This window comes from Bacteroidales bacterium (assembly GCA_013141385.1).
Lineage (GTDB): Bacteria > Bacteroidota > Bacteroidia > Bacteroidales > Tenuifilaceae > UBA8529.
In genome coordinates this window covers 1-15,591 of the sequence record JABFRB010000020.1, presented here as the reverse complement: position 1 = coordinate 15,591, position 15,591 = coordinate 1, and the positions used below count along the sequence as shown (strand labels likewise).

The 15,591-nt window shown below is 33.7% G+C and carries 12 protein-coding genes; 2 read left to right on the top strand and 10 right to left on the bottom strand.

Annotated elements, in window-relative coordinates; genetic code table 11:
• Position 1 precedes the first annotated feature (1 nt).
• From tilS to HOO91_12485, 8 genes are all read right to left on the bottom strand, one after another.
• A complete protein-coding gene (gene tilS, locus HOO91_12520) occupies positions 2-1,324 on the bottom strand; it encodes a tRNA lysidine(34) synthetase TilS (protein NOU18372.1) in 1,323 nt (440 codons plus the stop codon).
• Positions 1,314-2,639 carry an aminodeoxychorismate synthase component I gene (gene pabB / locus HOO91_12515; GenBank protein ID NOU18371.1) on the bottom strand — a complete coding sequence of 442 codons (1,326 nt, stop codon included), beginning with the start codon at positions 2,637-2,639 and terminating at the stop codon, positions 1,314-1,316. Before pabB ends, tilS begins: the two co-directional genes overlap by 11 nt.
• Positions 2,640-2,737: 98 nt before the next feature.
• A complete protein-coding gene (locus HOO91_12510) occupies positions 2,738-3,370 on the bottom strand; it encodes a peroxiredoxin (GenBank protein ID NOU18370.1) in 633 nt (210 codons plus the stop codon).
• Between the two features lie 87 nt (positions 3,371-3,457).
• Positions 3,458-5,404 (bottom strand): hypothetical protein, encoded by a 1,947-nt coding sequence (locus HOO91_12505; protein NOU18369.1) that lies wholly within the window; start codon positions 5,402-5,404, stop codon positions 3,458-3,460.
• A 32-nt stretch (positions 5,405-5,436) separates the two neighbouring features.
• Positions 5,437-6,015, bottom strand: a complete 579-nt coding sequence (locus tag HOO91_12500; GenBank protein NOU18368.1) for a hypothetical protein — start codon at positions 6,013-6,015, stop codon at positions 5,437-5,439.
• A 147-nt stretch (positions 6,016-6,162) separates the two neighbouring features.
• Complete coding sequence (locus HOO91_12495) at positions 6,163-7,797, bottom strand: Zn-dependent hydrolase (protein NOU18367.1); 1,635 nt, start codon at positions 7,795-7,797, stop codon at positions 6,163-6,165.
• Positions 7,798-7,845: 48 nt separating this feature from the next.
• On the bottom strand, positions 7,846-8,541 hold the full coding sequence (locus HOO91_12490; protein NOU18366.1) for a hypothetical protein: 696 nt from the start codon (positions 8,539-8,541) through the stop codon (positions 7,846-7,848).
• Positions 8,542-8,611: 70 nt separating this feature from the next.
• Entirely contained in the window at positions 8,612-10,087 is a 1,476-nt protein-coding gene (locus HOO91_12485; protein NOU18365.1) for a proline--tRNA ligase, read from the bottom strand.
• A 97-nt stretch (positions 10,088-10,184) separates the two neighbouring features.
• Here HOO91_12485 and HOO91_12480 point away from each other — a divergent pair, with 97 nt between their 5' ends.
• Positions 10,185-11,696, top strand: a complete 1,512-nt coding sequence (locus HOO91_12480) for a hypothetical protein (GenBank protein ID NOU18364.1) — start codon at positions 10,185-10,187, stop codon at positions 11,694-11,696.
• 119 nt (positions 11,697-11,815) lie between these two features.
• Complete coding sequence (locus HOO91_12475) at positions 11,816-13,348, top strand: hypothetical protein (protein ID NOU18363.1); 1,533 nt, start codon at positions 11,816-11,818, stop codon at positions 13,346-13,348.
• A gap of 16 nt (positions 13,349-13,364) precedes the next feature.
• Here HOO91_12475 and HOO91_12470 read toward each other — a convergent pair whose 3' ends face one another.
• A complete protein-coding gene (locus HOO91_12470) occupies positions 13,365-14,039 on the bottom strand; it encodes a hypothetical protein (GenBank protein NOU18362.1) in 675 nt (224 codons plus the stop codon).
• A gap of 77 nt (positions 14,040-14,116) precedes the next feature.
• Positions 14,117-15,454, bottom strand: a complete 1,338-nt coding sequence (lepB, locus tag HOO91_12465; protein NOU18361.1) for a signal peptidase I — start codon at positions 15,452-15,454, stop codon at positions 14,117-14,119.
• Between the last annotated feature and the right edge of the window lie 137 nt (positions 15,455-15,591).

Genomic DNA, 15,591 nt, shown 5'->3' with positions numbered 1-15,591 from the left:
ATCAGGTTATCGTAGCACACCAAATCTTATCCGTACTGGGTAATACTTTAAATCGTTCATCCAAGCGTTTCCCTAATATCCAAGCGATTTTATCATCTGATAGTAAAACATAAATTTGCTCTTTTTCAACCAATGAAACCTTCTGGTCAATTAAAAAATCGCTTACCTTTTTAAATTTATCCATGCCCAAAGGCATAAATTTATCACCGGGTTGCCATGGCCGAAGCGTTAAGGGAAACTTAAGTCTTTCAAAATCTAAAACTGCGATACTACTTTCACGAGGAATTTTGAAGGATTCTGAGTTGTCTACTATTCTAAAATTCAATTTTATTGGAAAATCGATTGAAGAACAATCGCTATCGATTTTGACAATTGAAATATCTGATTCTTTTCTTTCTGAGAGTATGAAGAACTCCCTATCACGTAATAATTGATATGTTGATGAATAAAAAATCTTCCCGGGTTGACTGTTGATTGACTCGTTGATTTGCTCAATAGTATCGGGAGTGAATCCGAATTCACTTAATTCTTCTAGAAGAAATAGTTTAGAATAAGGTTCATTCTTTAGCCCATGAATAGATATGAGTATCTTCTCGCCTTCATTCTTTACTAATCTTTGCTTTAATTGGTTAAGGTAGCTATCAACCAGACTCCACGCTTCCTGTACATGTAATGCTGTTGATGCAATTGAAGCCTTTGCTGAGGGATTTAACTTCTCAAGTTCTGGGATCACATTATGCCTAATTCTATTACGAGCATACTTAACAGATGCATTACTTGAATCCTCACGAAATCGAATACCATTCAATGTGGCATATCGCACTATTTCATCTCTTCCAGCAAATAGTAAAGGTCGAATAATCGTACCCTGCTTGGCCTTTATCCCACCTAAACCTTTAATACCTGTACCACGTGTAAGGTTTATAATTACTGTTTCAGCAACATCATCACGATTATGGGCTATGGCAATTAGATTATATCCGTAATCCTTACAAATACTATTGAACCATTCATATCTAAGGTTTCTTGCAGCGACTTGAATTGAAAGTTTGTTCTTTGCGGCATACAATTCAGTCTCAAACTTTACCCGATGAAGTTTAATCCCATTTATTTCGCATTCATAAACTACTAGCTGTTCATCACCATCCGATTCCTCACCCCTTAAAGAAAAATTACAATGTGCAACAGAAACGTCAAATCCAGATTTGTGAAAAAGGTTAAGCATCACCATAGAGTCAATTCCGCCACTTACTCCAAGTAATATTCTATCTTTTTCGGATACAAGATTATTTTTGCGAATAAAATCAACAAATCTACTCTGCATCTACAATTGTTGCTTTTAGAGTTGAAAGAATTGCTTTTGCCTTTAACATACACTCTTGATATTCCATTTCGGAATCGGAGTGGATGGTAATTGCACCTCCTACAGTAAACGAAAGGTATTTTGTGTCTTTATTATATAGCAAACTACGAATCACAACATTAAGGTCAAAATCATGATCGGGCGAGATATAACCAATGGAGCCAGAGTACAATCCTCTTTTTGTTTTCTCAAAATGTTCAATTAATTGCATAGCTCTGATCTTTGGAGCACCTGTCATTGAACCCATTGGGAAAGTTGCTTTAATCACATCTATAAAATCATGCTCCTTTTTGATTTTGCATGAAATCGTTGAGACCATTTGATAAAGTTGTCGAAATGGGTAAACGCCACATAACTCATCAACGTTTACTGTACCTATTTCAGCAACCTTTGAAAGATCATTGCGAACAAGGTCAACAATCATAATATTCTCAGCACGTTCCTTAGGATCATTCTGCAACTTAATTTTAATACTCTCATCCTCGTCAGGGTCAATACTTCGGGCAATTGTTCCCTTAATAGGTTGGCTTATTATTTTATCCCCCGATTTTCTTAAAAAACGCTCTGGAGTAGCAGAAATAACATACCTATTATTGGCTTTTAAGAATGATGCAAAAGGGGTAGGTGAAAATCGGTTTAATGCAATAAAAGTCTCAGCAGGATCAATTTCAGAATTTTCGTTATAAAATTCTTGGCATAAATTCATCTCATAAATATCCCCTCGTTGAATATGCTCTTTTACCTTTTCAACAGTTTTTATGTACTCCGATTTAGAAAATCGACTCTTAAAAATATTTACACTACTAATAAAATCGGGAGTTTCATCTGCATTATCGAGTTTTGAAACCAGTTTTTCAATTTCTTCAACAGAATCATATTCAGGAAAGAATTTTACAACTAAACTATCCTCATTGTCTAACATTACTATTCTTGGCTGAAAAAAGAAAATTTCACTAAACCCAAGTCCATCAAAATTTTCGGAAACAAGCTCTTCTAATTCGTTCTTAATATCGTATCCAATATAACCAAAAAGCCAATCTTTATTATCGTATAGCGATTTTAAAGTATTAAGTTTATCGTTAGATGGTTCGCAACTTGAAATAGAGGATAAGCCAGCTAAAAAATCGTAACTACTGCGTACTGTATTCTTACCACTTAACTGAAAGTAACTATTACTCCTAAGAATTATTCCATTATCCAATTGTTGTATATACCGAGTTAGATTATCGGCAAATCTCTCGGGATAATTAAGGTGATATGTAAGGGTCTTCCTCATAATTACAAATATAATATTTTGAGGACATATTCACCATTTTTATAAAAGAAAAGCCGTAGTATTATACCACGGCTTTTATCAACCTCGGTAACAAGTTATCACTTTGATGAAAGATATTTGGAAACACCATCCTGTGTAGGCTTCATAGCCTTATCTCCTTTTTTCCAATTTGCAGGGCAAACCTCTCCATTCTGTTCAAAGAATTGTAATGCATCAACCATCCTTAATGCCTCATCAATGCTTCTTCCTAGTGGCATATCATTTACCAACTGATGTCGAACGACACCGTGTTTATCGATTAAAAACAACCCCCTGAAAGATTGGGGTATTCCATTAAAGGAAACCTCACCATTTTCACCATACTCATAGTCCCCAGCTAAAACATCATAATTTTCAGAGATTGTTTTAGATAAATCGGAAACAAGAGGGTACGTCACTCCCTTTATCCCACCTTCAGCCAACGGGGTCTGTAACCACTTCCAATGCGAAAATTCGGAATCAACAGAACATGCAACAACAGCAGTATTCCTTTTTGCAAACTCATCTAATTGCTCCTGAAATGCTAATAATTCAGTGGGGCAAACAAAGGTGAAATCGGCAGGATAGAAAAAGAAAATTACATATTTTTTGTTTAGATACTGATCTAACGAAAAATTATTAACGATTTCACTCCCGTTAACAACTGCACTTGAACTAAAGTTTGGTGCTTTTTTACCAACTAATACAGCCATATTTTTTAAATTTTAGTTATATAATAATAGGTAAACGCACTTCTCTTTTTTTTGTTCACATGCAATTTAAAGAGATTAATAAATAATCTACTCAAAGGGAACTATGCGGGGTTCATTTGCTCTGAAATTCTGAAATCTTGTTTTCTGCTGCCCATTTATTAACCAATAAGAAACATCAGGGTCAGTCGGGAGTTTAGGGTAATAACCGAATCGAATCAATATCGTGTTTAATACTAAATTTTCATTTCTAATTCGCATTCCGAGTCCAAATCCAGTATACGACTGGTTTTCAAACAAATAATCATTAGCAGATCCAATAAAACCAATATCACAAAAAGCAAAGTATGTAAAGCGAAATCCAAAAACATATAGAGGGCTAAACGCAACTGTTTCGAGATTTAGAACAAGTCTTGACGTCCCACTCATCTCACGGCTATATAGTCCTCTGATGCCATAATTCTCATTCAAAAATATTCTCTCCCCTTCCCCATTAAAGCGACTTAATCCCCTAGTGTAATCTACACTAATGAATTGTCTAAGTTTAATATTTCTGATCTTAATAAGGTTAGAAAAATATATAGCCCGAAGGTTCGTTGTTATTTGCTGTGTTTTCTTAGTTGACGTTAAAAATCCTCCAGCTCTTACAGAAGAGAAAAGGTAGCCCCATGGACCAACTTCTGCTGCAGAAAATTCATGACCAAAATAGTATCTATCTTGAAATTCTCCTTTTTCGTACCCTGCTGTAAATTGGATTTTAAATCCAGCAGGAATATCCTCAGTTGCTCCAAAAGAATAGATTAAGTTTGCTTTATGCAAAGCCTGCTGTGCAAGGCTTAATCCAACTAGGTAATACTTCTTATTTTGAAATGGATAATTTGTGTTTATTAAGACATCCGGTCGCTTGCTATAGTAAGTACTTAAATACCTATAAGCAATAACAAAGTTGTGTGGGGCTTTTAACAAATCTTTTCTACTTACATGAAATGATCTTGCAAACCAATAATCGTAGCCACTATAATTAATGGAACTAGTTGAATCAATATTTAAATAACTATAAGGCTCGATACTTTTTATTATACTAGCTCCTCCTCCATAAAGTGCTTTTGAGGCGTAAAAATCTCTATTAAGTGATATTGAATATGTTTTAAAACCTTGCCCTTCGCGAAACCAAATATTACTTTGAATAAACGAACCACCAATGTTTGACAAACTCAATTCCCCTTTATGACCCCATCTATTCGGATTTTTCGTATCATAAAATACATACCCGCTTAACCCTAAACCTAATCCGCCTAAATTTTTATCATAAATTTGAATTTGGCTTGAGTGTGTATTGTTCAATCTTGCATCTACACCAATAGACCATGCATCCTTTGTTATTACTTTAATATTTACCTTTGAAGAATCGTCAATAGTTTCAATTAGTATGTTTACATCTTCTATATAACTAAGATCACGTATTAACTGTTCGGTTTCAGCAAAATCAACGGGATTTAGTAACTCACCTTCTTTAAAAAGTAGCTGATTTTTAATAATAAAATTAGCTGTATTAATATGCAAATTATTAACTTTATTCTCGATCCAGGTAATAGGTTTAATCGTTGAATCGAAGACAGATTGTCCAAAAGTTTCAAGTTTAATTAGCTCAATTTTATTAATTTGTTTTCCAGCAAATGATGCAAACTTCTCAGTTGCTTCAGTCCTGTTTGTTACTTCATTAGCGTCTTCAGTACTTTGCTTTCGAAAAAACAAGCTATATAATTTTCGTGTAGCATAATTTTTTTGTGAATTATTTTCAATTCTAGTATAAATATTAATAGTTGAATCTTTCTTTATAATTGGAAATGCTAATGGTAATTTTTCATCAATTGTATCATGTTTTAGTAATACTTTTAAACACATTGGCTTAATATACTTGCAATTACGAGTAGAATCATTTACAGCAATCAAGTTATTAAACTGAAAAAAAACCATCCTCATAAAAATAAAGATGGCTATTACTTTAATTGAAAATGAAATATTAAGATTACTCATTTTTGATTTTAACCACATTGATAAATAACGGGTTAAACAACATCTTTAGTGAATTTTTTGGAATTTATTTCAACTTTTAAGATAAAGAAGTAGTTATCGTCATCAAGTTGTAAAAATTGATAATTCAGAGTTTCTCCTGTTTTACGGGCTATATCAATAAGACCTAAGCCAGCTCCACCTTTATTAGATAAACTACCCTCCTTAATTTGTCTTTTATACATCTCTTTTAATTCCTGAGGCGAAGCGTTATTAACAGATATTAATGCACTTTCCAAATGATCTTTATGATTTTTAGCCACTTTGTTCGATGTGATTACATAATAGGTATCATGTTTCTTGCCTATAATAAAAAGGCCATTACCAATGTTCCTCTCTTTAATCTCATCAGAATGCTTATTCATATTCTGCAAAGTTTCAACCATTACATGGTAGACTTTCCTTTGAACAGATCTTTCCTCGCTATTTTTCTCCATATCAGACTCAGCCATTGATGTAAACATTTTAGTAATTTCATGGCTAAATTCGCCTAAGTAAACCAATGAAAATCCATTTTCAATCATTTCATCGTAGATATTGGAAATAGATTTTATAAAATTAAATGTTAGGTTCATTGACGTATGTTTTTGAGAGTTAAATTATTATCTTGAATCCGGTTAAAGGTAAATAATGCTTAAAAAGTTTCCAAATAATTCCATTAAATACACAAATTCTTAAATCAAGAATATGTTTGAAAAAAAGGCGGAATCTTTACAACCCATTTATAACCCGAGTAACTTTTTACCTTGATTAAAAGTAATGTCTTTAGGTATATTGGCATTTGAAACTCTATTAAGATCTGATTGCAACTCTTCTCTAACAAAACCCTTTGCTTCTAAAAGTTTAACAACATTTGCATAATCGCCATTACCTTGGAGTTTCAGAATATCGTTTGCTAATTCATTCATAGCATTTGTCATTTTATCGAAATCCACCATATAAGTTCCATCCTTGGGATTACGGACAAATGCACCTTTATCTTGAAAGTAGTAAAAACAAACCATATTTGCCGTTCCATGTGCAGACGCTGCTCCAAATCTTACAGATCTAAATATTCCAGCCATAAAAGTTACATAGTTATCCATTAAATCTTTATTGGTTAACTCACTCATTTCGGTAAGTTTTTTTATCATGAACAGGCCAAGTATATCAGCTTTCCCCTCCTCAATAGCACTAAATTTTTCCTTAAGGGCTTCACGAACGGTTTCTTTTCCGTTAACAAGATTTTTAACTCCAAGACCATGAGCAACCTCATGAAACATAACATTTTCAAAAAATGCATCGAATTTTATATGTTTACGTTGTGAAGGATCTATTAGTAAATTGCCAATTGGTAAAAGAATTTTATCAAATTTATACTTCATGGCATTCTTTAATTGTAACTTACGACTACCTTTTTCTAGTTGAACTTGAGCATCGTTTGGCAAGTTAATCGCAATAGTTTTACTACCTGCATTGCAATCCCCAGCATAGAATACAACATCATATACACCTAAATCAGAATCTGAGCCAGGAACTTCTTTTTTATATAGAGGTTCAACAGGTAAACTTTCCTGAAGTTTTGGGAGTAACTTTGCAAAACGAGCAAGTTTTTGACTCCATTCAATGTCCTTAATCAGAATAAAAGACTCATAGGCTGCTTTATAGTTATATAATGCGTCTTCATAATTTTCTATTGGACCTACAACAAAGTCAATATTATTAGTTTTCATATCCATCCAGGCCAAGTCACTTTGAAGATAATCATCTGATAGTAAAGCGTCAGCCCTTAAACTCAAATATTTTTTCAACCCCTCATCTTCTGCCAACTCTGAAGCTTGCTTAATTAAATTTGCAGCACTCTCAATTTTATCTTTGTATTCTATATGATATGGAATTGACTCTAATTTACCTTCAGTATTTCTTGTAATTATCGAATAAAGACTTGTTTTGTCTTTATTATCAAAAGATTCAAACTCCTCCTTTGTCATATCGGGAGGATAAAATTTTGCACCTAGAGGTTTAACACCTACTCCATCAATAAATGGTTGGTTATTATTAAGTCTATCCCAAGGACCATAGTTAATCATAGCAAAATCTCGCAAAAAAGGATCACTAATATTGCTTAGTAGCTGTTCCTTACTACCATAGGTTTGCAACCAATAGAGTTCATCCATTATTTGGGCAGCATCAAAAAGTAAGGGAAGTATTTGCTTTTCTTTTTCTGAAAGGTGGTTGATACTGGTTGTAAGATCAACTTTTACAAACTCTTCTACTTTCTTTTGCATGTTTGAATTATCAATTGATTTCGGTTTTCTTCCACACGAGGCTATTAGTAGACTCATGAATAATATTGAAAATAAAACTTTGTTTTTCATACATTTGACTTTAAATAATTTGATATTGACTGAAATATTTCTCTTTATCTATTCAAGAACATCATCAGAGTTAAACTTAAAACCCAGACGTTTACCGGTTTGTAACTTTGAATTCTCAATCTTAGTATTCATCTGATTTACAGAAACTATTTTTATTACATCATAAGGAGGCACCAAAAGATCAAATTCTAAAGTATAAAGTATTGAAGATTGTATAATATTAATCAATGAATTTTTTTCAATGGTTGCCGTGCCAAAATTATTGTAAAGAAAACCCATCTGACGTTTTCCTTCAACAAAGTAGTGATAATCTTTATTTATAAATATTCTACCTATTAAATAGCCCAGATCATCCAATCTATTATACTTAAATGAATCTCGCAGAAAGTTATAAATGTTAATAGTTCCACAATAAGAAGCATTAGCATTATCCTTTACATATGAGAGTTTCCAAATATTATGATCACGATCAAATTGAAAAACGTTTGAGTGCATGCTAAAAATGAGGATGTCTCCTGCAATTCTAATTTCAGCCTCAAACTTCCCACGGTCATGATACTCAAGTTTAACTCGTTTATCAACCCCCTTAAAAGCTGAATTATAATCGTTCGACATTTCATGAAGAACCTCCTTAATCATGTTGAAAGTGGCAAATGTATTGTCATACACAATTTGCTTCATTCCTGATTTTTCGGAAAGATTTTGTAATATAAGCTTGCGGGTTTCAGCTTGTTTTTGTTCCATTTTATTTTGAGAATTGATAAAACAAATATCCTTTTTTACAAATATACAATTGAGCAATTGATAAAACAATTTAATAAGCCCTAGCAAAAACAACCCTTTGATTCGAAGGTTTACCAGTTAACATACATTTACCAGCCTCTTTTAGTCCATCAATAGGAATACATCTGATAGTCGCCTTTGTCTCCTCTTTAATAATTTCTTCCGTTTCACGGGTTCCATCCCAATGTGCAAGAACAAAACCACCCTTTTCATCAAGGAGTTTCTTGAACTCTTCATATGTATCTACCTTCGTTGTATTATCAGTTCTAAAACTGACAGCTTTATTGAAAAGATTTTCCTGAATGTCAACAAGTAACTTTTCAACAAAATCAACCACATTATCTTGGGATACAAATTGTTTCTCCAAGGTATCGCGACGCGCTATCTCAACAGTGCCTTTTTCTAAATCTTTAGGGCCAATTGCAATTCTAACCGGAAAGCCTTTCAATTCATATTCAGCAAATTTAAATCCGGGTTTAAGATTGTCACGATTATCATATAATGTTGTGATGCCCTTTAATTCCAATGATTTTTTTAGCTGATTAACTTTTTCAGTAACTCTAGATAGTTCCTCTTCTGTTTTATAAATTGGGATAAAAACAACTTGAGTTGGTGCAAGTTTTGGAGGTAATACTAGTCCATTATCATCGGAATGAGCCATAATCAAAGCCCCCATTAAACGGGTCGATACACCCCATGAGGTTGCCCAAACATAATCAAGGACTCCCTCTTTACTTGAAAACTTCACGTCAAATGCTTTAGCAAAATTTTGTCCTAAAAAGTGAGACGTTCCTGCTTGTAAAGCCTTACCATCCTGCATTAATGCTTCAATGCAATAGGTATCTACAGCTCCAGCAAATCGCTCTGCCTCAGATTTGGTGCCAATAATTACTGGCATTGACATCCACTCCTGTGCAAACTTTGCATAAATATTAACCATTTGCTTTGTTTCAGCAACAGCTTCTTCCATAGTTGCATGAGCTGTATGTCCCTCTTGCCAAAGAAACTCTGCTGTTCGAAGAAATAACCTTGTGCGCATTTCCCACCGAACAACATTTGCCCATTGGTTAATGAGAATTGGTAAATCGCGATACGATTGAATCCAAGTACGATAAGTATTCCAAATTATAGTCTCTGATGTTGGTCTTATAATTAACTCTTCTTCAAGTTTTGCATCTTCGTCAACAACTACTCCTTTTCCGTTAACATCATTTTTTAGTCTATAATGAGTAACTATGGCACACTCTTTGGCAAATCCTTCAACATGGCTTGCTTCTTTACTAAAGAATGATTTTGGGATAAGTAACGGAAAATAAGCATTTTGATGTCCTGTTTCCTTAAACATCCTATCCAGTTGAGCTTGTATTTTCTCCCATATAGCATAACCGTATGGTTTAATTACCATGCATCCTCTTACAGCCGAATGATCAGCTAAGCCAGCCTTTATAACGATATCGTTATACCATTGCGAATAATTCTCTTTTCTACTTGTAATTTCTTTAGCCATTGTCCTTATTTGGTATGATATTTGTCCTAATTGCATGAATTCAATTGCTGTAAAAATAGCGAAATAAAACAATATCTTAATAACAAGGAGGTGTGTTATGAAAACCAAAATTCAAATTTTCAGCATTGCTCTAATAGGGTTTATAATAACCTCGTGCTCATCGAGCATGTACATGAGCAGATCAACGACAACATCCGCTGATGATATTTACTATACACCGAATAAAACAACAACATTAGTGACCAGTGAAACAGTTCAAACTACCAATCCTAATGATTTAAGTTTACAGAGTACTTCCAAGTTCTCACGATTAGAAAGCAAATACGCAAATGTAAATAGTTCAGATACAATCCGAACCGATACATTGGCTACAAAAATTGAGGATGAAAACCCATACAGAAGAATATTATCAGATTCTTATCAGGATTCTTACGAGCGTAGGCTAAGGGGAATGGAAGACCCTAGGTATGGTAGCGAAAACTTTACATCACGCTATTCCGACGATTATTTTTATGCAAGTGCCTATGATCCATCATTATACAATACAGTTATTATGGGTAATCAAATCTGGGTAGAACCTTGGTACATCTCAGCGCTGTTTGGTTGGCCGAACTACCATAGAGGATTAAGATTCGGTTTTGGCTGGTCATACAATTACTGGAATGATTGGAGTCCTTGGTATTCAGATTATTATAACCCTTGGTACTATAATTCTTGGTGTTATAATTACTATAACCCTTATTATTATAATTATAACAATTGGTATACAGGTGATTCATACTATTGGAATAATCAATATTATGCAAATCACAATGAGCATTATGGCAGACGCACTGGTGGTTCTACAACAAATACATCACCAAATATTCGTTCAGGGGGATCATACGAAAATCGGATTGTTTCAGACCGCAGAAGAAATGGAACAACAACTGAATCAATAGTTAATCGGGATGTAAGAAACAATACTAATATTCGATCAAGAAATACCAATCAAAGCACTAATGTTTATGGAAATGGGCAAAGAAACAACACCCAAGAAGTAACTCGTAGAAACAATAGAGTTGGAGATTATAATACAGCTCGTTTAAGAAACGATGGTACTTATAGAAATAACGAAAGAACAGAGATAACACGAAGAAACAATGGACTTGGCAACCAAGAAAACAATAATCAACGAATTAGAAATACTAATGGCACTTTAAATAGAACTGAATCAACACGAAGAAACAATGACTTTGGCAATCAAGGAAATTACCAAAGACCAAGATCCTCAAATAATGATTATATAAGACCAAACTCTAGGAATCAGAGTACGAATGAAGGCATAAATAATAGAGGTGTAAATAGTCGAAATTCATCTACCACAAGGGAAGGGGGTAGGAATACTACACCGACATATAATAGCCCAAATAGGGTAAGTACATCTACTCCCTCAGGTACAAGAGAAAGGATTAGCACAGGAAACTCTGGTTCAGTGCGGGAATCAACATATTCTAGACCTTCCTCCAGCGGCGGAAGTAATGCTTCATCTGGATCATCATCAAGCAACTCATCATCAGGTGCTTCATCAAACTCTTCTTCATCTGGTGGTGGTGAAAGAAGAAGATAGAAACATTGAAACAATTACCCTGTACTACTGAATATAAAATTATTCGGTAGTACAAATTAGGGTAAAACTCCAAACATTAAATTCCTATTAAATAATAAGAACTATAATACCTGCGCCTTATGAAAACCAAAATCTCTATAATAATCCTTGTTTTGTTAAACTTTTATTCAATTGCTCAATCTCCTTCTGACGCGTTAAGATTTTCCCAAGCCTTTAATGGGGGTACTGCACGCTTTACAAGTATGGGTGGTGCTTTTGGTGCTCTTGGGGGGGATTTTGGTTCAATTAGTTACAACCCAGCGGGGTTGGGAGTTTACCGAACATCTGAATTCACGTTAACGCCTTCTTTTAAAAGCAGGAATATAAACTCCTCCTTTAACGGAAGTAGTGGTGAAGATACTAGAAATCGGACATACTTTGATAACCTAGGCTTTGTTCTCTCCTTTAAACCTAGCGGAGATTCTCAGTCCGGTTTAGTCAATCTGAATCTAGCTTTTGGTTATAATCGTACCAACGATTACTTTACAAATGCTTTTGCAACTGGTAATAATACCTCAAATTCTATAATGAATTATTTTGCAAACCTGCCCCAAGATATAGACGGATCTTATTTAACAATACCTAGTAATCCAAATGACAACTATGACCCATATCAAGAATTAGGCTCATATTACTGGCCTGCTATTCTTGCTTGGAACACGTTTCTATTTGACCCAGCATCAGGAGGCGGATATATAAGATCTCTAAATGATGGGGATGGAGTTCTCCAGAAAAACTTGTATGAAACTTCTGGTTCAACGGGAGATTATGTGTTTTCATTAGGTCTAAATTTTTCAAATAGATTATTTTTGGGAGCAACACTATGCGCCCAAAATTTAGATTATTCAAACTCTACTACTTATTTTGAGGATGCATTTTCAAGTAATGATACACTAAATATTGGGGATAGATTTAATGCCCTTGATTATTATCAAAACTTAGAGACAAAAGGCAGTGGCTATAATTTGAAAATTGGGGGCATATATAAACCTATTGATGGTTTGCGTTTAGGACTTGCTTTTCATACACCAACCTATTATAATCTTCAAGACACATACTCTTATTCTATTAAGTCCTACATGAGGTCAGGTACTTATCAAGAATCTTCACCCATAGGCAGATATGATTATCATTTAGAAACACCATTTAAAACAATTGCAAGTATTGCTTATGTCTTTAAGGATTTAGGGCTACTAAGTTTAGATTACGAATACGTTAACTATTCCACAATGCGTTTCAGTAATGGTGGAGATGGATTAAGTTTTAGTGCTGAAAATAATTTAATTAAGGACACATATAAAAGTGTAAGTAATATAAGAGTTGGTGGTGAATTACGGGTAAAGGAATTTTTCCTTAGAGGAGGTTATGCTTTTTACCCAAGTCCATATAAAAAGGGTGGATTAAATGATAATGCAAATCGAACAATATTATCAGGAGGAGTTGGTTACCGTTCAGGAAACTTCTTTGTTGACGCGGCATACTTATACTCAATACAAAAAGAAAACTATATTTTCTATGATTTACGTAACACCGATGGATCTCTTGCTATAAATCCTGTTTCAACTAAAATGACAGAAGGAAAACTACTTGTTACCTTAGGTTTTAAATTCTAGAAATTTAAATAAAAACCTACCCTGCCTTTTCAATAGGCAAGGTAGGTTTTTTTATTGATGAATCTTTGATAATCTTTAAACCGTTTAGACCTTCATTGAATAACAAATCAATAATACTAAGATTGGGAAGGAAACTAAACCTATCATTGAATACTTGAAAATATTTTATTGCTTTAAATTCATTATCAATAATCTGGAATTGAGGCTTGGGATGAATTGAATTCCTAAAATCATCCACGTCTTTAGAATACTCTTTAATAAACTCATTAGTATTCGTTATTCTTTTACTAACTCCTAAAAATTCCATTACCTCCAAAATAATCTTAGTATTTAAATCAATTAAAAATTTCTCTTTTTTATTGAAATGAGGGTTTATTAAATCAGCCACAAAATCGTAATATACTGAAGTTCTATATGCGGATTCAATTGCCTTCCAATGATTTTTTTGCCAATTCATTGAGTAATCAATCTCAATATCCTTAGTTAATGTATTATTCCCATTAACCTTAATAACAGGAATGGTTAAGGATAGAAGACCATTACAACTTAAAATTTCACAACGATTTCGATAGCTTTGCTTCGAATAGGATTCATGCACTTCAATTAACACTTCAGGATACGACACCAATTTAGAGAAGTATTGAATTGGAGGCAAATATGCTGTTGCTAGGATTACTGCATTATTGCTCACCTATGTATAATTTGCAATAAAACCTCAAAGGCTTTACCATTGAGGTTTTATAATATTTCTAATTAAATGTAATATTTCTAATGTATTGCTCTAAACATCCTCTCCCATCGGATTTTACTAGGGAAACTCTTTTCTTTATCCAATGAAAGCCAAACGAATACTGCCTTACCAACAATATGATCTTCAGGAACAAATCCCCAATAACGACCATCCGCTGAATTATGTCTATTATCACCCATCATAAAGTAATAATCCATTTTAAAGGTGTAACTTGTTTCTTTTTTGCCGTTAATATAAATGGCTCCATCTTTAACTAACAAATCGTTATTTTCATAAACATCAATAATCCTTTGATAAAGCGGCAAATTATCCAAATTTAATTGTACTGTAACACCCTTCTTAGGCACACAAATTGGTCCAAAATTATCCTCAGTCCATGGAAATTTCGGATTATGAGGAAAGATAGCCTTTGCCATCATTGCCGGGTTAGTATTTTCGTCTTTCACAACGCTTATAACATTATTAAAACCTCTAATTTCCTCAGCAGCTTCATCCGTTAACGGAAGTCTATAGACGCCACCTGCGGCATTATAATTTTGATCGGCTTTTGAAATATGTAGTTCTTCAAAATGTATTGAATTTATTGGTGTTCCATTAGTCTTTACAAAATAGGTGTATTGAACCTTACCAATAGTTTCTTGCTTCTTCCCGTTAACATACAGCTGATCATGTTTAACTAATATCGAATCGCCAGAGATCCCAACACAACGCTTAATATAATTTTCTTTTTTATCAACTGGGCGAGAGATTACATCAAAGTTTTTCCAAATATAATCACGACCATACTCCCTAACCATACTATAATAACTTGCATCCTGATATTGTAGGATAACCGTATCTCCTTCTGGAAAGTTAAAAACAACAACATCATTCCGTTTTATTTTCTGCATTCCTGCAAGTCTTTTGTAAGGCCACTTAACCCATTCAACGAATGATTTTGTCTCTTTGCAGAATGGTAAAGTATGATGAACAAACGGGAATGAAATTGGCGTGTTTGGTAATTTTGGTCCATAGCTGACTTTGCTTACAAATAGATAATCGCCAATCAGCAATGATTTTTCCATTGAAGACGTAGGAATAGTATATGCCTCAATAAAAAACATCCTAATAAGCGTTGCTGCAACTACGGCAAATATAATGGCATCAATCCATTCAACAACAGCACTTTTTTTCTTACCATCGCGCTTTTTCCAAAAAGTCCAATTAACTTTACGGGTAACATATAAATCATAAATAATTACTAATCCGGGGAGTAACCAATAGCTACCAAGCCATATAATCCATAGTAAGTATAGGAATGATACAGCACAAAACTTAAAATACTTGTTAGCAAGAAAATCCTTTATCTTTTTAATCATAGCATTAATTTTTATTGAGGTGTTTATTTAAGCACTAATTTTAACATTCTGATATGTAATGGGATCACCTTCAACCATTCGAACAATAAGTTTATGAAAAATGGTTTGCTTATGTATCGATCTGTTGATCCTAA